Below are 18068 nucleotides of genomic sequence, written 5' to 3'. Positions count from 1 at the left end.
CTGTCACCCGATGCCGCTCATGTCCACCGTGTAGGTGCCGTTCGGCTGGACGGTGACCACCACCCACGGGTTCACGCCGCCGGTGCCGATCGTGCCGGAGCACTCGAACTCGCTCTGGTCGTAGACGGTCCGGCCGGTGCCGTCCTTCGCGGGCGCGTCCGACTCCTCGACCCGGCCCACCCACCGGCAAGCCTGGTCGAGCACCTGGTGCGTGACGGTCATCGCCACCGACGTGATCCCCGATCCCCGCGCGCACCACGAGATCTGGTTGGTGTACTTCCACACCCCCTGGTTGGTCAGCTCGATCGGCGCGGTGGACCAGCACCCGTCCCGCGCCGCTGCCGCACCCGTGATGAACGGGACGACGGCGAGCAATCCGGCCGTGAGTGCCCCTGCTCTTCGCATGACTACCCCCTCATTTCCTTGTCACTGCGAATGTCCTGGCTGCGCGCGGGGTCCGCAAGGCGCCGATGTGGCGAGTCCAGTCGACGTCCAATGGCTGTCCAGTTCGCGTGGATAGCGTCGGATGGCTTACGGAGCCCTGGGAGGGACGAAGGATGAAGGTAAGGCTCAAGAGAAGGATCGCCGCCACGGCCGCGCTCCTGTCGGTCGTCGGCGCGGTCTCGGTGGGCGCCGCGGGCAGCAGCGCGGCCCAGACCACGGGTCTGCGCGCGTTCGGCATCACGGCCGACGGCACGCTGATGGTCGTGTTCAGCACCGACCGGCCGCAGGTGCTCGACTGGGTCCGGGTCGTCACCGGCCTCAACGGCGACACGGCGCTGATCGGCATCGACTTCCGCGTCCAGAACGGCCTGCTGTACGGCGTCGGCAACGCGGGCGGCGTCTACGCGATCACCACTCCCCCGACGACCCCCGACGTCGTGGTCAAGAAGGTCTCGCAGCTGAGCGTTCCGCTGTGGGGCAACAACTTCGACGTCGACTTCAACCCGGCCGCCGACCGGCTGCGGGTGATCAGCGACCAGGGCCAGAACCTGCGGCACAACCTCACCGACGGCAGCACCACCGAGGACGCCATCCTCACGACCCCGCCGTCCCTCGGGCCGACCCGGGGCGTCACGGCCGCCGCGTACACGAACAACGACCTGAACCCGGACACCGCGACGACGCTCTTCGACATCAACACGGCCACCGACCAGGTGGTCGTCCAGTCCCCCGCCAACAACGGCACCCTGGCCCCAACCGGCGCCCTCGGCATCGACGCGGGCCCGAACGCGGGCCTCGACATCTACAGCGACCTGGTCAACGGCAAGCCGGTCTCGGCGACCGCGTTCGCGACCCTGACCTCCGGGAACAGCAACGAGACCGCGCTGTACAACGTGAACCTGTTGACCGGCGCGGCAACCGCGGTGGGGAAGTTCCCGCTGGGCATCACCGACATCGCCATCGCCCTCGACACCAACTGAACCCCCGGCGACGCCCCGCCCCGGACGCCGGGACAGGCCCGCCACCGACCACGGCACCGACGCGGCCGGAAAGCGTCTACATCGGACACCAAGGTGGCGGCAGCCTGCCGCCACCTCGGTGTCCTGCTCGTCGGTAGGGAGACGACGAGGACGAGGGGACCGAGAGCCCCGTCCGCTTCGCCGACAGCGTCCTGGGGTGAACGCACGACGACGCACCCTCCAACGCCTGCGCGACACGGCGTTCGCGGGTATCGACAGCCTCGAACCCCGCTCCGACGATCCTGGCGCGGACGGGTGGGCACGACCGGTTATCGTGCACCATCATGGCTGACTCGGCCACGGTCAACGAGATCTCCGGCACCGTCATCGGCAACCCGGTCATGGCGGGGCGAGTGGACCACGTCCACCTGTACACGGGCCGCCCGGGCACGCCGGACGAGGCGGGTCTGCGCCTGCGCGACGCGCTGCGGCGGGTCACGGTCACCGCGGGCCCGACGGCTGGGTTCCTCGTCGCGCCAGGGACCGTGCTGGCCCCCGCGCGCTCGAGAACACCCGGTACCGAGGTGTCGGTGCGCGGAGTCGCCGGCTCGGACGTGGTTGCCACGGTCTACCTCGAGCTCGCGGGCTGGGCCCTGCTGCACTTCCCCGCAGGGGACGGGTTCCACGGCTGGATCGGGGCGCCACCGGTCCCGGGCGACCCGCTGGAGGCCTGGGCACCGACGCCGGACGGCGCCGAGCTGCTGACCCTGGACCGCGGCGCGGAGGCGGCGGACGGCGTCCGGCTGCGCGGGCACGTCCCGGCCTCGGCGATCGGCGCCCCGGTGCTCGACCAGCGCACCGGGGTGATCTGCGGCCTGCTCGACCGGGGCCCGCGCCTGGTCCCGGTGACCGAGGTCGTGGGGCGGTTCCCCGCGCTGCTGCTCCCCGCGGTCAACCCGGCGTGGCTTGGTCTGCTCGACGACGCCCGCCTGCGCGCGGGCGCGCACCGGTACCCCGGCGACGCCGTGCGCCGGTATCTGACCTCCGTGCTGCGCGCGGGGCACCGGCACCCCTACAGCCACCTGGTCGACAACGCACCCTCGCTGTCGACTGTGTACGTGAGCGGGCGCGAGACCACGGCCACCACGTGGGAGCCGCCGCCGGACCGGGATCCGCGCCTGCACACCGTGGTGCACGGTATGCCCGCAGAGGACATCCTGCGGAACCACCCGGGCGGCGCGCAGGTGGAGGGCGCCCCGGGCACCGGGAAGTCCAGCCTCGTGCGGTATCTGGCGGCCGAGCAGGCACGGCGGTGGCTGGCCGAGGGGGCGGGTGACTTCGTCCCGGTGCCGGTGCCCGCGGCGGCGTTCGCCCGCGGGCACGGCCTGCCCGACGCGCTGGCGCACGGGGTCGCCAACGAGATCAGCGTCGGCCTCGACCACGCCGAGCTGGTGCGGCTGTTCCGGAACGAGCCGATCCCCGGCGTGCCGTGGCTGGTACTGGTGGACGGGATGGACGAGGTGTTCGACCCTGGCCGGGGCCGGGCGCTGCGCGCGATCGCCGACCACCGGCTGGACTCGCGCTACCGGTTCCTGGTCACCAGCAGGCCACTCGGTATCGACCTCGCACAGGCGCTGACCAGCCCGGTGGGCAGCCGGTGCCCGACCTACACCATCGAGCCGTTCAGCACGGAGAACCTGGTGAGCCTGGCCGTGGCCTGGTTCGGGGCGCTGGGCAGGTCCGACCCGGCAGCGATGGCCGCCCAGCTCGTGCGTGGCCTCGACGACCACCGGACCCACGAACTCGGCCGCATCCCGCTGTTCGCCACCATGCTGTGCATCCTGCTCGACCACGACCCGCGGGCCAGGCTGCCGCGCGGGCAGGACGAGCTGTTCGGCCGCTTCATCGACTGGGCCACCGGCAAGCTCGCGCACCCCGAGCACCGCGACAAGATCACGCGCGGGCTGGGCCGGGGCCGCGGGGTGGACGACGTGGTCGCGCGGCTGTGCGACCGGGTCCTGCCGCTGGTGCGGGAGATCGCCTTCCAACGGCAGGGCCTCGACGATCGTGTGCGCGCCGCGCCGATGCTGGAGCTGGCCGAACGGTGGCGGGGAATCACCTGGCCGGACGCGGTGGCGAAGCCGGAGCGGCGCGCCATCCTGGCCGAGGTGCTGCGCTCGTGCGGGCTGGTCACCGAGCGGCGGGGCGGATTCCAGTTCCTGCACTACACCATCGAGGAGTACCTGGCCGCCGACCACCTCGCCGCGCGCTACCCGGTCGGGCCGACCTGGTCGAGCCCCGCGAGCCGCCGGTGGTTGGCGCCGAGGTCCGAGCTGCCGTGGCCACACCTGGAAGTGCGGATGTTCCTCACCGCGCGCTGGGCACGTTCCGGTGCCCGGGTCGACCCCGCGCTGCGGCGGATGTGGCGGCGCGGCGGCCCGGCGAACGTGGAGTTCCTCGTGGAACTGGTGCGGCGCGGCGTGGATCTGCCCGAGGACGTGCACCGCGGCTGCGTCGAACACCTGCTGGCGCTGATCAGGCGGGCACAGGGCAACGAGGACTGGCGGGTCACCATCCGCCAGTTGTGGATGATCGATCCCGCGGGCGCGGCGGCGGAGATCCGGACCATCGCCCGACGAGCGGAGCGGGGGGACAGCGCGCGGTGGTGGGCGGCGGTGACCGAGGTGCACGCGCAGGACCCGGCTGGCGGTGTCGAGCTGATGGCCGTCCTGGCCACCGACCCGGCGACCCCTCCGGTCAGACGGCTGCAGAGCGCGGACCTGCTCAACAGACACACTTCGGACGGTCCCCGCCTACTGCGGGAACTCGCGCGCGACCCGGCGATGGGTGTGTACCGGGTGCCTGCGGCGGAGCTGGCGGACGCGCCGGACGAGCTGGTGCACCTGGCCTACGCGACCTGGCCGGGCGCCCGGAGCGCCTGGCAGGCGCTCCGGACGTTCCTGACCCGGCACGAGAACGACCCCCGGATCCACCTGACCGTCGCGGAGCACCTGTGCGGGGTCGACGCCCGGTGGGCGGTCGAACTCGCCTACGCCCAGGTGAACCCCCGGTATCGGGAGCCACCGATCCACCTGCGGCTGCGCGCGCTGGCCCTGCTCGACCGACTCGACGCCGAACGCGCCGGATACGCGAGGGACCTGATGATCCGGGACCACACCGTGCCCGACGAGGTCCGGCTCGACCTCGTCCTCCGGGTCGAGCCCGCGACCCGGAGGACCGCTCTGCTGACCCGGATCGGGCTGCGCCGGGGCCTCTCGGCGGACCTGCGGACGCGGGTGGGGCGCGCGGTGGCGGAGGTCGACCGCGCGGCGGGCGCCCGAGTACTCGGCAGCGTCCTCGACAGCTGCGTACTCGACGACGACCGGTATCTGGAGGTCGTGCTGGCGCTGCGGAAGGTCGACCCGGCGCAGGCCGCTCGCCGGGTCGCCGACCCATCGGTATCGCCCACTCGCTCGGCCGCGTGCCGACTGCGAGCGGCGGCGCACGTGGCGGAAGCGCTGGGGCCTGGGGAGATCTGCGCGCTCTACGTCGCCATCGCGGAGGCCGCGGACGGCCCGTTGGCGCTCGGGGCGGCAGGCGAACTGGCGGCGCGGCTGCCCGAACCCGGCCGCACGCTCGCTGCCTGGGTCGCGGACACCGAGCGGTTCACCCCCGCTGTGCGCCACCACGCCGTAAGGCTCGCGGCCGAAGGCGAGCGCGGGCCCGACCCCTTCCCGTCCGCGCGGTGAGAACGGGCGCGACTCACCCGGATCAGTCCACTATGGATCGAGAAGCCTGACGACGGGCGCACGGGAATCCTGGTCTTCGATGACGCCGAACCACCCCACTCCCGACGAGAGGCCGCCTGGACAAGCCCGGGGGGATCCGGTCAGTTCGCGGATGTCGTGGGTGCCCCGGTGACCTTCACCGCGACGGTCACCGCCCCCCGGCCCGCCCAGGGCCGACCTCATCGCCACGATCACCGCGCCCACCACTGTCGCGAGCGGCTCGCCTGTCGACGTCAAGGTGCGGAGTTCCACTCACTTCCGGTCGGCACGCCCCAGGATCGTTCGGTGTCGGCGGTAAACGTCTCCGGGCCCGAGTCCGCCCGTGAGATCAACCGGTTCACCCTCCCGATACCGGCTGGCGGTAGTTCGTGGCTCTGGGGACCACTGACAAATCTCATTGGTGAAGATCTTGGGCCCGTTCGAGGAATTGACCGCATTTCCGGGTGGTCGATAGGTTTCGGCACGCACTGAATCCGCCGAAATCTCCCGCACCAGAATGGATACCGCCATGCCCGCTGTCCACCACCACGCCAGAACCCCCTTCGCCACCGCACTGCGCCGCGCCATCGTCGCCCTCGTCCTGTTGTCGCTGGCCCTGGCGTTGACCACGGTCCCGGCCCCCAGCGCGTCCGCGCAGCTGGCGGAGTTCGGCGCGGGTACCCCGACCAGCTACTACGAGGGCACGTCCACCAGCTTGTACGGCTATCGCGGGATCGCGCCCTCGCAGGTCGACCGGGTGAAGAGCGGTCTGCTCACCCGTCCGACAGGAAAAGCCTGCGGTGGCTTGGAGAAGCAATGCGACGGCCTGGAACTGGCGGCCTCGGCCCGCGACGCCGCGCCGGAGGGTGTCGAGGTGGTGACGCACAAGGACGGGAAGAAGCGGATGGAGGCCGGTGGTGTCGCCCGCGTCGTCTACCGGGTGCCCCGCAACGTCTACCGGGTGGAGTACGGCGCCGACTTCGCCACTGAGGAGAAGGTGATCTCCGAGCTGCGCAGGCACCGCGGGGTCAAGGCGGGGGAATCGCTGCTCGACTTCTTCGGGAAGAAGAACACGGTCCTGCGGTTGGTCCGCTACACGGGCAAGAACGACGCCGAGGAGCGGATCCTCGTCCCGTGGAACCTCGCCGAGACCAATGCGGCCAGTGACCCGGTGCCCGACGGGGTGAAGGTGCGGGCCACCGGGAAGGTGACCGTGGACTTCGTCTTCGGCGGCTACCGCGACTTCCGGGCGAGGGCGAACGGCGACCCGGTCGCCGGTGCCCGGGACAACCTCAAGAAGGTCAAGAACGACTGCGCCAAGAACCCCAAGAACCCCGCGTGCAAGCTGTCGGACGCGGACTGGAAGGAGACCCAGGACAAGGTCAAGTCCGTCACCGAGTCCCTCGCCGAGGGCGACCAGCTCGCCAAGGAGCTCAAGAAGTTCAAGGACACCAACAAGAAGGTCCTGCAGAGCGCCACCCCCGGAGCGGCCAAGCGGGTGTTCAAGAACTGGATGGGCAAGGCGACCACCTTCAAGGCGGTCAAGGCCCTGAGCAAGGTCAAACCGGACGCGGGTGGGTTCGCGTCCTGGGGCGTGGGGATGGTGCTGCTGGCCACCAACTACGACGACATCGTCAGCGGCAAGATCGACTACCTGGACGTGGCCGAGGTGGTCGCCGACATCATCCCGATCTTCGGCTCGATCGTCGCCTTCGGCAACGCCGCCCGCAAGGGCGACATCGAGGGCATCATCCTCGCCACCGTCGCCCTCGGTGCCCTCGCGGTCGGCATCACCTGCCCACCCTGCGGCGCGGGCATCGCGCTGGGCGCCGCCCTCTACGGCATCGGGAAACTGATCTACGAGGCCATCGTCGGCACCGTCACCGAACCCAAACCCCCCACGGTCGCCGACCTGGTCAAGGACGGCGCCCGGTTCGAGTGGGAGCGCGCCGACCAGGACGGGTTCATCCAGGCGGGTCCGTCCTACTCGGTGGAGACCCAGACGGTCCGGCTGCGCACGGACAAGCGGGAGTTCACCTTCACCCGGCTGGCCGGGAGCGCGGCCCTGGGCCAGTCGCCGGTGGACCTGCTCGAGGGCCAGATCTGGTACGCGGGCAAGAAGGTCAAGACGAACTGCGTCGGCGGTATCGGCGGCGTCTACTCCTGCGCACCGGCCGACCCGAAGGCGGTCAAGGTGACCAAGGACAAAGCCGCCTGGATCGACCTCTACTACCGCACCACGCCCGGCTACTGCGACAGCGTTGGCCAGTCGACCGATTGCATCGCGGGCGGCGACCTGGAGGTGACGGTCAAGGCCTACGACAACAAGGAACTGACCCCGGAGATGCCCTTCTACATCCGCCCCTGACACGAGAAGTGGCTCCGGACACCGCCGCCTCCGGGATGGTGCTCGGCGCCGCCGGCGGGGTTCGGTGTACGTGGTGGTCTGACCCGCTCGACGACCTTGTCCGAGCGGGTCAGACCACGCGGGGTGCCAGGCCTTCTTGGTCCAGCCGGCCCGCCGCACCTCGTCGTCGGCGGGCGCGTGGTGGCGCGCCCTACCTCGGTGCCTGGAAGCCACCGATCTCCTGCTCGAGCAGTTCGGCCAGCCGCAACGGGGTTCGGTCTTCGAACATCGGGCCGATGAGCTGCACCCCCACCGGCAGGCCCTCGGGGGACCGGCCCGCCGGTATGGCGGTGGCGGGCAGGCCGGGCATGGTGGCCACACCGGCCCAGACCAGCTGGTCGAAGTACGGGTGTTCGACGCCGTCGATGTCGATCCGGCGTTCCAGCGGATTGGGGTTGTGGTCGTGCGGGAACGCGGGCGTGGGCGTGATCGGGCACACCACGGCGTCGAACTCGGCGAAGAGTCGCCGCCAGCCGTGGCGGTGGAGTTCGCGGCGGTTGTCGGCCTCGATCCAGTCGCGGTGGGTGAACACCATGGCACGCAACCGCGCCGCGTCGAGACTCTGGTCGCCTGCGCTCAGTCCGGCGGCGCGGGTCCGCAGTTGTTCGTAGGCGTCGATGGGAAAACGCGCGACAGAGCCAGAAAACAGCAACTGCGTGTAGAGCGTGGCGGCTTCGGTCAGGTCGGGCAGCAGGGGACTGTGCCGTTCGACGCGGGCGCCACTGTCGGCGAGCGCGTCGGCCACCCGCCGCACGCCCGCCCGCACAGCGGACCCGGTCGGAATGAGCGGGTGCTCGTCGATGACCAGGACCCGGAAGTCCCCGAGCCGCTCGTGCCGCGCGGGCGGCAGCGTCAAGTCGTGCGCCTTGCCGAGCGTCAGCGGGTCCGGCCCGCCCATGACGTCGAGCAGGAGCGCCAGGTCGCGGGCAGTGCGCGCCATCGGACCGACGACGGCGAGGTCGAGGTCGACCGGCAACGCAGGCCCGGCCGGCGCGACCATGCCGCGGGTCGCCGCCAGTCCGAGCGTCGGCTTGTGCGCGTAGATCCCGCAGAAGTGCGCGGGGGTGCGCAACGAACCGGCGAGGTCGGACCCGATGGACAGCGCACCGAATCCGGACGCCAGGGCCGCGGCTGATCCGCCGGAGGATCCGCCCGACGTGCGGTCGTGGTCCCACGGGTTGTTGGTGGTGCCGTGGATCTCGTTGAAGCTCTGGATGTCTTGCAGCCCAAAGGGAACATTGGTCTTGCCCAGAACCACCGCGCCCGCGGCCTTGAGCCGCGACACCTGCACCGCGTCCTCGGCGGGCACATAATCCTGGTGCTGCGGCATGCCCCAGGTCGTGGGCAGGCCTGCCACGTTGTAGGACTCCTTGACCGTCACCGGGATACCGAGCAGCGGCCCTACCTCGCCGCGGGCGCGCGCCTGATCTGCACCGCGCGCGGCGTCCCGCGCACGGTCGAAGTCCGGCACGCAGATCGCATTGATCACCTTGTCGTCGCGCTCGATACGCGCGATCGCCTCCTCGGCCAGTTCCACCGAGGTCACTTCACCGGCACGCAACGCGGCAGCCAACGCTTCAGCTGTCTGAAAGGTCCACTCCATGAATCCGACGCTACCGACCTCCCAAGCCGGCCATAAAATACCGATCCGCACAACGGGATAGAAGTCTCAACTCATGCCGAGCGCGGTGCCGACACCGTTTCCGGCCGTCGATCCACGCGTTGTCTCCGGCGGTTCAGCCACGAATCCGGTGCCGAGCGCCTGCTCATCCAGCTGCGGCAGGCCCAGCCCTCCGCCGCACCGCCACGTCCACCACGACGGCGGCCACCAAAGCCACACCCAGGACAGCCAAGACCACGATCACCGCAACCGTCCCGCCGGAGATCACCGGCGGAGCGCAGTCCGTCGCCCCCGCACACCACGACATGCCACCCCGCGACGACCAGTGGACCTCCGGTGCCCGCGGCAGCGCACTCTCAGCAGCCCACCACACCACCAAGGCCGCCCCGATCAAAGCAACCCCCACCACCGCCGCCAACGCACGCACCGAACGCTGCATGTCACCTCCCGCTGTTGTACCAACAGTATCCAGAAACGGGTGTACGTCGGGATTTTCCTATGTGTCGAAGGCAAAGCCGAGCACCAGGGCCGCGACCGCGGGTGCCGCGTACTTCAGAGATCTGCGGACCAGTGACATCTCCTCACCACTTTACCGTTTCATGTCCATACATTCGCGCCGACGCGCGGGTTGCCACAGCAAGGGTCGACCATCACCTGGCCCACAGTCCAAGAGGCAATCGCAATGACCTGATAAGCCCAGCTTATTCGCGCCGACGGCCGCTAGTATCGGCGTCCGGGCACTCCTGGAGGGGGTCATCCTGGTGGAACTGCATCGCCTGCGCTGTTTCCTGGCCGTGGCCGAGGAACGCGGGTTCACCCGGGCCGCGGCCCGGCTGCACGTCAGCCAGCCCGCGATCAGTCAGCAGATCCGTGCCCTGGAGAAGACGGTCGGTGGCCCGTTGTTCGACCGCACGCCCACCGGCGCCGCGCTCACACCGGCGGGATACGCGTTGCTGGAGCCGGCCAGGACGGCGATCGCGGTCGTGGCCGACGGCTTGCGCGCCGCCCGCGAAGCCGTGCAGGGCGCCACCGGTCCGCTGCGGGTGGGGCTGATCTACGGTGGCGCGGGGGTGGTGACCCAGCCCATCCTGATCGCCTTCGCGGACGCGTTCCCGGCCTTCCGGCTCGAGTTCCGGGCCGAGTTGCCGGTGGCGCAGGCCTACACCGCGCTCCTGGACGGCGAGGTGGACGTCGCGTTCACCCGGCTGCCCCTGCACCCGGAGCGGCACGCCTGGTCGGCGCTGTACCAGGAGCAGCGCGTGCTGGTGGTCCACGACAACCACCACCTCGCCGACGCCGACTCGGTCACGCTGAACGATGTCCTGCCGTTGCCGATCCTGTCGACCAGTCCCGAGCGGACACCGCCGGAGGTCACGGATCACTGCCTGCTCAACGAGTTCCGCAACGGCATGGCGGCCGACGGTCGCATTACCGAGGCGTGGTTGGTGCCGGAGATCGCCCAGACCGTGGTGCACAACCCGGAGGTGGTGGCGATGTGCTCGGAGATCGCGCGCCGGTTCCCACCCGCACCGGGGGCGCCACTGCGGTTCCTGGACTTCCCGGAGGCCGGTGCCAGCACGGCCGTGGTCGCGCGCCGCCACGACGACCACCGCCCGATCGTCGACGCCTTCTGCCGCTTCGCCGTCGCCATGGCGACCAGCGGCTTGGTGCCGGGCTCCGTGGCGGGAGGCATTCGAAAGTCCTTAGTGGATAGTAGTAAGAGGACAGTCCAGCGCGGATAGTGTTGATGGGCCGGACACCGCGATCGGCCGACCGGTGCGCGCTGGTAGCGCATCGGGTGGGGTGTGCCGGGCGCCAAAGGAGTGCACCCGCACCCAGGGACGGCCACCGTTCGACGATCTTTTCTCGCCCTCGTGTAACCCGGGTGCGTATCACTGGAGGAGGTCGTCCGCGATGGGGGGAGGCACGTGGGGGGAGAACGGTTCCGGGTTCGGCGCAAACCGGACAACGAGACCGAGCGGACCGAGACCGGGCAGCCTGTGGACGTGCCCGCGCGTCTGCGCGTGGTCTCCGCTGACGCCTACCCGGACTGGGAGGCGGTCTACCGCGACAACGTCGACCGGGTCTATCGGTTGATGTTCGCCAAGGTGGGGAACCGCTCCGACGCGGAGGACCTGACCGCGGAGGTGTTCCTCACGGCGCTGCGGCCGATGCGGATCTCGGCCAGCGTGGGCGAGGTGCGCACCTACCTGCTCGCGACCGCGCGCACGGTGCTCGCCACCTACTGGCGGCGCACCCTCGGGCGCGAGGTCACCACGCTCGACGACGAGCGGGTGGCGGCCGAGTTCGTCACCGGTGTCCCCGTCGAGCCCTCGACCGCGCCGGTGATCCGGGCGGAGGCGATCCTGGCCGAGCTCCCCGAGCGCTACCGGCGGGTGCTGCGGCTGCGGTTCCTCGAGGGCCGTTCGCTCAAGGAGGCCGCGGCCGAACTCGGGGTGACGGTGGGCAACGCGAAGGTGCTGCAACACCGGGCGCTGCGCCACGCGGCCGCCGTGGCGGACAGGGTGGAGACGTGATGCGCGGGGTGCCCCGGTTCGTCAAGGACCTGCTGCGGCAGCGCAGGCCCCGCGCCTTCCGGGCGACCCCGGGTGAGGCGGCCGAGCTGCGGGCGGCGATCGAGCTGCGGGCCGCCGGGCCGGACAGCGGCGCGGCGGACCCGGAGTTCGTCGAGCGGCTGCGCGGGCGCGTCGCCGCCGAGCGGGCCGGGGTCGAGCCCGGGGGCGGCAGCAGGCGCCGGTTCGTCCGGGCGACCTCGGTGGCCGCGGCCGCCGCGGCGCTCGGGGTGGCGGCCGACCGGGTGCTCGGCGACCAGAGCGGCGGTTCCGGCGATCCGGTGGCGCGGGCGACGGTCGTGCCGGACGCGGGTGAGTGGCGACCGGTGGTGGCGACCAAGGACCTGCCCGAGGGCGGGGTGCGGCCGTTCGACCTCGGGACCGTGGTCGGGTTCGTCGAGCGCACCGGCGGCGAGGTGCGGGCGGTGTCCGGGACGTGCACACACCTGGGGTGCAAGCTCACCCTCGACGCGCCCGCCCGCAGGCTCGACTGCCCGTGCCACCGGGCCGCGTTCGCTGTGGACGGTTCGGTGCTGCACCACCGGCTGCCGATCCCGCTGCCACCGCTGCCGCGGGTGCTCGTGCGGGAGTCCGGCGGGGTGGTCCAGGTGTTCGTGCCCGCCGACCAGACCTGATCACCGTAACCCACCCGCGTATCTGTTGGCATGAGGATTTCCCTTGTTGCGCAGCGGATCCCGATAGCCACCGCCGGCCTTGCCCTGCTCGCCGCCTGTGGCACGACCGCCCCGCCCGCGGCGGGACCGCCGATGTCCGGCATGCCGATGGGCACCGCCGCCGCGGACACCGCGCCGGTCACCACCGACGCGGTGTCCATTGAGGACTTCGCGTTCGCACCGGCGCGCGTGTCGGTCAAGGTGGGTGCCACGATCACCTGGACCAACAGCGACCAGGAACCGCACACGGTCACCAGTTCCGGTACCGGTGGCCCGCTCAAGTCCACCACCATGAACACCGGCGACACCTACCGCTACACCTTCACCAGCCCCGGCGAGTACGAGTACCTGTGCACCATCCACCCGTTCATGACCGCGACCGTGGTGGTGACCGCGTGAGCGCCACCGAGGAGAACAGCGCGACCGAGAAAGACAGCGCCACTGAGAACAGCAGCGCCGACGAGCAGGACCTCGGTCCCGAGGGCATGACCCGCAGGCAGCTCCTGCGGCACACGGCGTGGTTCGGCTCCGCCGTGGTGCTCACCGTGGTGGGCGGTGAGGTGATCAGCCACGTCGCGACCCCGGACGCGGTCGCGGTGCCACCCGAGGACCCGAACGCCCTGCGGTTCGCGCAGATCAGCGACAGCCACCTCGGCTTCAAGGGCGCGGCGAACACCGCGGTCGAGGACTCCTTCGCGGCCGCGATCAGGCAGATCAACGCGCTGCCCCAGCGGCCCGACTTCGTGGTGCACACCGGTGACCTCACCCACCTGTCGACCCCGGCCCAGTTCGACCAGGTCAAGCAGATGATGGGCGAGCTGCGCACCGGCAAGGTGCTCACCGTCCCCGGTGAGCACGACTCGGTCGACGACACCGGGCAGAAGTACCGGCAGGCGTTCGGCGCGGGCAGCCGGGGCGACGGGTGGTACAGCTTCGACCTGCGCGGCGTGCACTTCATCGCACTGGTGAACACCCTGAGCCTGGAGAAGCTCGGCCACCTCGGCGCCGACCAGATCGAGTTCGTCCGCACCGACGTCGCGGGCCTGTCCAGCGACACGCCGATCGTGGTGTTCAGCCACATCCCGCTGTTCGCGATGTACCCGGCCTGGGGCTGGGGCACCGACGACGCCGCCGCGGTGCTCAACCTATTGCGCCGCTTCGCTTCGGTGACCTGCCTGAACGGGCACGTGCACCAGCTGTTCACCAAGACCGAGGGGAACGTGACCTTCCACAGCGCCACCACCACCGCCTACCCGCTCCCGCCGCCCGGCCAGGGCACCGCACCCGCGCCGGTGACGCTGCCCGCCGGGAAGCTCAAGGACGCGCTCGGCATCCGGGAAGTGACCTACCGCAAGGGAAGTGGACTGCTCGCGGTGAAGGATGTGAGACTCGCGTGAGCGCCGCCACCATCACCCGGTTCGCCCTCGCGCTATGCCTGGCGGTGAGCGGATACGTGCACGCGGAGCTCTACGTCAACGGCTACCGGGTAATCCCGGTCATCGGGGAGTCGTTCCGTTGGCAGGCGGGTGCTTCCTTCGCATTGGCGCTGCTCGTGCTGCTCGCCGACCCGCCGGTCCTGCGGTTCGCGGCCGCGGGGCTGATGGCGGGCGCCCTGGGCGGTTTCGCCCTGTCCCGCACCACCGGCCTGTTCGGTTTCACCGAGCACGGTTGGCAACCCGCGCCGCAGGCGCTGGTCAGCGTCGTGGTCGAGGTGGTGGCGCTGGCACTGTTGGCCCTGCCGGTGCTGTTCGCCGCTCACGGTAGACGCGCCTGAACCTCCACTGTGGAGGGTAGGGGCGTCCGGTCGTGGTCAACCGCCGATCTGCTCGGCCAGCGCGATGACGATGCCCGCGGGGCCGCGGAGGTAGCAGAGCCGGTAGCTGTTCTCGTACCGCACCAGCTCACCGATGAGCTCGGCCCCGTGCGGGCGCAGGCGGTCGAGGATGTCGTCCATGTCGTCGACGGCGAACATGACGCGATGTGCGCCCAGCGTGTTCGTCGGGGCGCGCGGGTCGCCGTCCCGGCTCGACGGCGAGTGGTACTTGGTCAGCTCGATCCGCCCGTGGCCGTCCGGGGTGCGCATCATCGCGATGGCCGAGCGGACCCCCGCGAGCCCGACGAGGCGGTCCACCGCGTCGCCCTCGACCGTCGCCTCGCCCTCCAGCTCCAGTCCGAGCTCGGCGAAGAACGCCTTGGCGGCGGCGAGGTCGTCGACGACGACGGCGATGTTGTCCATCCGCCGGATCGTCCCGCGCCCGGGGGCGATGTCGGTCATGGTGATCTCCTTCAGTGGCGAGCGCCGCCCGGTCGGCGGCGCGGGCGATTGTTCAGGCGCGGTCGCGTTCCCGCTGCCGCCGCATGAGCTCCTCAATGGCGGTGGGCAGGGTGGTCTCGAAGTCGATCAGCTTGGCCCAGGTCGGCTTCACCACGACCCGGACCATGCCGTCGTAGAGCGACTTCACGCCCACCTCCCACTCGGCCCGCTGCTCGGGCGTCATCTCGTAGGTGCCGTTCCACTGGAAGTACTCGTCCGGGATGCCGTCGACGACGTCCAACTCGGCGTTGCCGCGCAGGAGCAGGACCTTCGGCGGGTGCGACTCGGTGTCGATCGTCAGCGCGACCGTGGGATCGCGGCGCAACGCGGGGAGCTTCCGCGCGTTCGTCGCGGTGCACATGACGATCTCCGTGCCGTTCCAGACGATCCCGATCGGGATCGCCCTCGGGGTGCCGTCCAGCGCGATGAACGCCAGTCTGGCCAGGTCGCGGGCCAGCAGTTCCCGGCTGAGCGGGCGGTTCAGCACCTCGTCGATGGCGTGCTGGTCCACGGTGTCGTGCCCTTCAGTCGTAGTAGCGGCGGGCGCTGGACCCGACGCGGGTGTGGCCCGCGACCCGGTCGAGCAGGCCGAGGCGCTGGTCGGGGGTCAGGATCCCGGGCCGGGCAGGTGCGCGCGGGGCTGGTCGGCGACCAGCCCCGCGGTGTCCGCCCAGTCGGTCCGCGCGTCGACCGCCTGGCGCACGGCCGCGACGAGATCGGTGAGCGTCACCAGTGACCGGGGCATGGTCGCGTCCTCCTGCGCCGAGCGGGTGCGTCCCGCACAGCCTCTCGCGAGTCGACTCATTCGTCCAATGACAATACTTGGGCTGACCCATGCGTATGCTTTATACATGCTGGACATCCTGCGGTTGCGGGTCATCGCGGCGATCGCCGCGCACGGCTCGGTCACCAAGGCCGCCAAGCACCTGAACTACTCCCAGCCCGCCGTCAGCCACCACCTGGCCAGGCTGGAGGCCGAGACCGGGGCCAGGCTCGTCCAGCGGGTCGGCCGGGGCATCCGGCTCACCCCGGAGGGCGAGCACCTGGCCCGCCGGGCCACCGAGATCATCGGCCGGGTCGACACCGCCGCCGCGGAACTGTCCGCGATGGTGGGCCTGCGCACCGGCCGGGTCCGGGTCGCGGGCTTCCAGTCGGCACTCGCCGCCCTGGTGCCACCCGCCGCGGGCACCCTGCGCCGTGCGCACCCCGGCGTCGAGCTGCACCTGGTCGAGGCCCACCCGCGCGTGGCGCTCGACCTGCTGCGGGCCGGGCAGGTCGACGTCGCGGTCGTCTTCCACTACGACGACCCGCCACCGGACGACATCCGCGCCACGCACCTGTTCGACGACCCGGTGTACCTGCTCAGCCTCGAACCCGGCCAGACACTGGCGGGCAACCGCGACGCCGCCTGGATCGCGGGCTGCGAGAACTGCCGCCGCGAGTTCCTCGACGCCTGCGACAAGGCGGGCTTCGTCCCACCGATCACCTACACCAGCGACGACATCATCGTCCAGCAGGCGCTGGTCGCCGCCGGCATGGGCGTGACCACCATGCCGGGACTGGCGCTGCGCACCCACCACGCCCCCGGGATCGAGGCCAGCCTCCTGCGCGACTTCCAGCGGCACGTCTACCTGGCCACCTACGGCGACCCGCCGGACCCACCCGCGACCACCGCCTTCGTCACCGCGCTGCGCCACGCCGTCGACCAGACCCGACCAGGCAAGCCCAGTCCCCCCACGCCCGACCAGCGAGGCGAGTAGATCCACCGAGTCCACCAGGCGATGCCGGACGGCCGCTGACCGATTCGGCTCTGCCGGTGCTGTTCGCGGCCGCGATCCGGTCCCGGGTCCCCGGGTGCGCCACCTCCCACTCGACCCGGCCAACCCGGCCACCCTCGAATCCGCCGTGGGGCACTGGGGCTCGATCGCCGCCGCCGCCAGGGCGACGGCTGGCCCCCGCCGCGCGGAAGCGGTCGATGCCCCACAACACCGACCACGCGCAGTCCACGACCGCGGGCCCACGTCCGGAAATTCCACTGTGGACGATTCGGCGGCCCGCGGTCAGGACGCCCGGGACCGCTGGGTGACGACGATGCAGGCCAGGACGATCGCGGCGGTCACCGGAACCGCGGGCGTGAGCTCCTCGCCGAGCAGCAGGACGGCCCACAGCAGGGTCAGCAGGGGCTGGGCCAGTTGCAGCTGGCTGGCCTTGGCGACACCGATCAGGCCCATGCCGCGGTACCACACCACGAACCCGCCGAACTGGGACACGGCGGCGATGTAGGCCATGCCCGCGACCGCCTTGGCGGTCAGCTCGACCGGTTCCTCGGCCAGGGCGAGCACGGACACGGCCACGTTCACCGGGGCCGCCAGCACGACGCCCCAGGCGATGACGCGCCAGCCCGGCAGGCGGGCGGAGAGCCTGCCGCCCTCGGCGTACCCCGCGGCGCAGACCAGCAATGCCGCGAACAGGTAGAGGTCGGCGACGGTGGGCGTGCCACCGTTCTGGGCGAGGGTGAAGGCGATCACGGTGGCCGCACCGGCACCCGCGGCGGCCCAGAACACCTTCGATGGGTACACGCGGGTGCGCAGCGCGGAGATCACCGCCGTGGCCATCGGGAGCGCGCCGATGACGACAGCGGAGTGGGCCGTGGTCGAGGTCTGCAGCGCCAGGGTCGTCAACAGCGGGAAACCGATGGCGCAGCCGCCCGCCACCACCGCGAGCGCGGGCCAGTCGGCACGGTCGGGGAGCTCGGAGCGGGTGGCCAGGAGGGCGACGACCGCGATGGCGGCGGCCAGGACACCGCGAACACCGGTGGCGCTCCAAGGGCCGAAGCCGTCGAGCGCCCACACCGTGCCGGGGAAGCTGAAGGAGAAGGCCACCACACCGAGCGCGGCGAGCAGCGTCCCGCTCGACCGTGCTGAAACTCGCCGCTCAATGACAGCGCTGCTGTTGGATCCCATGTCGGACAGTAGCAACGCGCGCGCTGTCGCCGACACCCCTTAAACGAGAGAACCCTTGCCTGACAAGGGGAAACAGCGGTCAGCGCCGGTTAGTGCTCAGGGGGTGAGCGCTACTGCGCTCTCGCCCGCGCTGCCCCCACTCACCAAGCGCGGCGCAGGACTGAGTTCAGGCGTAGCGGGGCGGCGTGCCGGAATCGGCTCGGGTAGCCGCCCTCGGTGTGCTCGTAGGCGACCTCGACGACACGTTCCAGGCGGAGTGGGACCCACGGTTGTTCGGTCGGTATCCGACCGGGCGCGCCGCCCGTCGCCGAGCCGGGATCGCGCTCCGACACGTCCACACCCGGTT

Annotated in this window: 17 protein-coding genes; 10 read left to right on the top strand and 7 right to left on the bottom strand. The window is 71.2% G+C overall.

Going from position 1 to position 18068, the window contains the following annotated elements:
• Window positions 1–3 precede the first annotated feature (3 nt).
• Window positions 4–405 carry a hypothetical protein gene (locus QSK30_RS08425; protein ID WP_285501024.1) on the bottom strand — a complete coding sequence of 134 codons (402 nt, stop codon included), beginning with the start codon at window positions 403–405 and terminating at the stop codon, window positions 4–6.
• Window positions 406–557: 152 nt separating this feature from the next.
• Here QSK30_RS08425 and QSK30_RS08420 point away from each other — a divergent pair, with 152 nt between their 5' ends.
• From QSK30_RS08420 to QSK30_RS08410, 3 genes are all read left to right on the top strand, one after another.
• Entirely contained in the window at window positions 558–1424 is an 867-nt protein-coding gene (locus tag QSK30_RS08420) for a DUF4394 domain-containing protein (protein ID WP_285501020.1), read from the top strand.
• A 323-nt stretch (window positions 1425–1747) separates the two neighbouring features.
• Window positions 1748–5152, top strand: coding sequence for an NACHT domain-containing protein (locus tag QSK30_RS08415; protein WP_285501018.1), 3405 nt, complete (start codon window positions 1748–1750; stop codon window positions 5150–5152).
• Window positions 5153–5699: 547 nt separating this feature from the next.
• Window positions 5700–7538: a hypothetical protein gene (locus QSK30_RS08410; protein WP_285501015.1), complete on the top strand. Its 1839-nt coding sequence runs from the start codon at window positions 5700–5702 to the stop codon at window positions 7536–7538.
• A 190-nt stretch (window positions 7539–7728) separates the two neighbouring features.
• On the opposite strand, the gene QSK30_RS08405 is transcribed toward QSK30_RS08410, so the two are convergent.
• Window positions 7729–9180 (bottom strand): amidase, encoded by a 1452-nt coding sequence (locus tag QSK30_RS08405; protein WP_285501012.1) that lies wholly within the window; start codon window positions 9178–9180, stop codon window positions 7729–7731.
• 779 nt (window positions 9181–9959) lie between these two features.
• Between QSK30_RS08405 and QSK30_RS08400 the strand changes: the two genes are divergently transcribed.
• The 6 genes from QSK30_RS08400 to QSK30_RS08375 all read left to right on the top strand — a co-directional run bounded on the left by QSK30_RS08400 (window position 9960) and on the right by QSK30_RS08375 (window position 14219).
• Complete coding sequence (locus QSK30_RS08400) at window positions 9960–10940, top strand: LysR family transcriptional regulator (protein WP_285501010.1); 981 nt, start codon at window positions 9960–9962, stop codon at window positions 10938–10940.
• Between the two features lie 186 nt (window positions 10941–11126).
• Window positions 11127–11735, top strand: a complete 609-nt coding sequence (locus tag QSK30_RS08395) for an RNA polymerase sigma factor (RefSeq protein ID WP_285501008.1) — start codon at window positions 11127–11129, stop codon at window positions 11733–11735.
• Window positions 11735–12406 carry a QcrA and Rieske domain-containing protein gene (locus QSK30_RS08390; RefSeq protein WP_285501006.1) on the top strand — a complete coding sequence of 224 codons (672 nt, stop codon included), beginning with the start codon at window positions 11735–11737 and terminating at the stop codon, window positions 12404–12406. Before QSK30_RS08395 ends, QSK30_RS08390 begins: the two co-directional genes overlap by 1 nt.
• Window positions 12407–12538: 132 nt before the next feature.
• Complete coding sequence (locus QSK30_RS08385; RefSeq protein ID WP_285501004.1) at window positions 12539–12844, top strand: plastocyanin/azurin family copper-binding protein; 306 nt, start codon at window positions 12539–12541, stop codon at window positions 12842–12844.
• Complete coding sequence (locus tag QSK30_RS08380; RefSeq protein ID WP_285501003.1) at window positions 12841–13842, top strand: metallophosphoesterase family protein; 1002 nt, start codon at window positions 12841–12843, stop codon at window positions 13840–13842. Before QSK30_RS08385 ends, QSK30_RS08380 begins: the two co-directional genes overlap by 4 nt.
• On the top strand, window positions 13839–14219 hold the full coding sequence (locus tag QSK30_RS08375) for a hypothetical protein (RefSeq protein WP_285501001.1): 381 nt from the start codon (window positions 13839–13841) through the stop codon (window positions 14217–14219). Before QSK30_RS08380 ends, QSK30_RS08375 begins: the two co-directional genes overlap by 4 nt.
• Window positions 14220–14255: 36 nt before the next feature.
• Here the strand turns inward: QSK30_RS08375 and QSK30_RS08370 are convergent, their stop codons facing one another.
• From QSK30_RS08370 to QSK30_RS08360, 3 genes are all read right to left on the bottom strand, one after another.
• The gene (locus tag QSK30_RS08370; RefSeq protein ID WP_285500999.1) at window positions 14256–14720 is read right to left on the bottom strand and encodes a VOC family protein; all 465 of its coding nucleotides are present in this window, start codon (window positions 14718–14720) and stop codon (window positions 14256–14258) included.
• 52 nt (window positions 14721–14772) lie between these two features.
• Window positions 14773–15270 carry a pyridoxamine 5'-phosphate oxidase family protein gene (locus QSK30_RS08365; RefSeq protein ID WP_285500998.1) on the bottom strand — a complete coding sequence of 166 codons (498 nt, stop codon included), beginning with the start codon at window positions 15268–15270 and terminating at the stop codon, window positions 14773–14775.
• A gap of 96 nt (window positions 15271–15366) precedes the next feature.
• Window positions 15367–15504 carry a hypothetical protein gene (locus QSK30_RS08360; RefSeq protein ID WP_285500997.1) on the bottom strand — a complete coding sequence of 46 codons (138 nt, stop codon included), beginning with the start codon at window positions 15502–15504 and terminating at the stop codon, window positions 15367–15369.
• A gap of 106 nt (window positions 15505–15610) precedes the next feature.
• Between QSK30_RS08360 and QSK30_RS08355 the strand changes: the two genes are divergently transcribed.
• Window positions 15611–16519: a LysR family transcriptional regulator gene (locus tag QSK30_RS08355; protein ID WP_285500996.1), complete on the top strand. Its 909-nt coding sequence runs from the start codon at window positions 15611–15613 to the stop codon at window positions 16517–16519.
• Between the two features lie 300 nt (window positions 16520–16819).
• On the opposite strand, the gene QSK30_RS08350 is transcribed toward QSK30_RS08355, so the two are convergent.
• Both QSK30_RS08350 and QSK30_RS08345 read right to left on the bottom strand, forming a co-directional pair.
• Window positions 16820–17722 (bottom strand): DMT family transporter, encoded by a 903-nt coding sequence (locus QSK30_RS08350; RefSeq protein ID WP_285500993.1) that lies wholly within the window; start codon window positions 17720–17722, stop codon window positions 16820–16822.
• Window positions 17723–17862: 140 nt separating this feature from the next.
• On the bottom strand, window positions 17863–18054 hold the full coding sequence (locus QSK30_RS08345) for a hypothetical protein (protein ID WP_285501193.1): 192 nt from the start codon (window positions 18052–18054) through the stop codon (window positions 17863–17865).
• Window positions 18055–18068 lie beyond the last annotated feature (14 nt).

The organism is Actinokineospora sp. NBRC 105648, assembly GCF_030269645.1.
In the GTDB taxonomy this organism is placed as follows: domain Bacteria; phylum Actinomycetota; class Actinomycetes; order Mycobacteriales; family Pseudonocardiaceae; genus Actinokineospora.
This window is presented reverse-complemented; position numbering and strand designations above follow the sequence as displayed.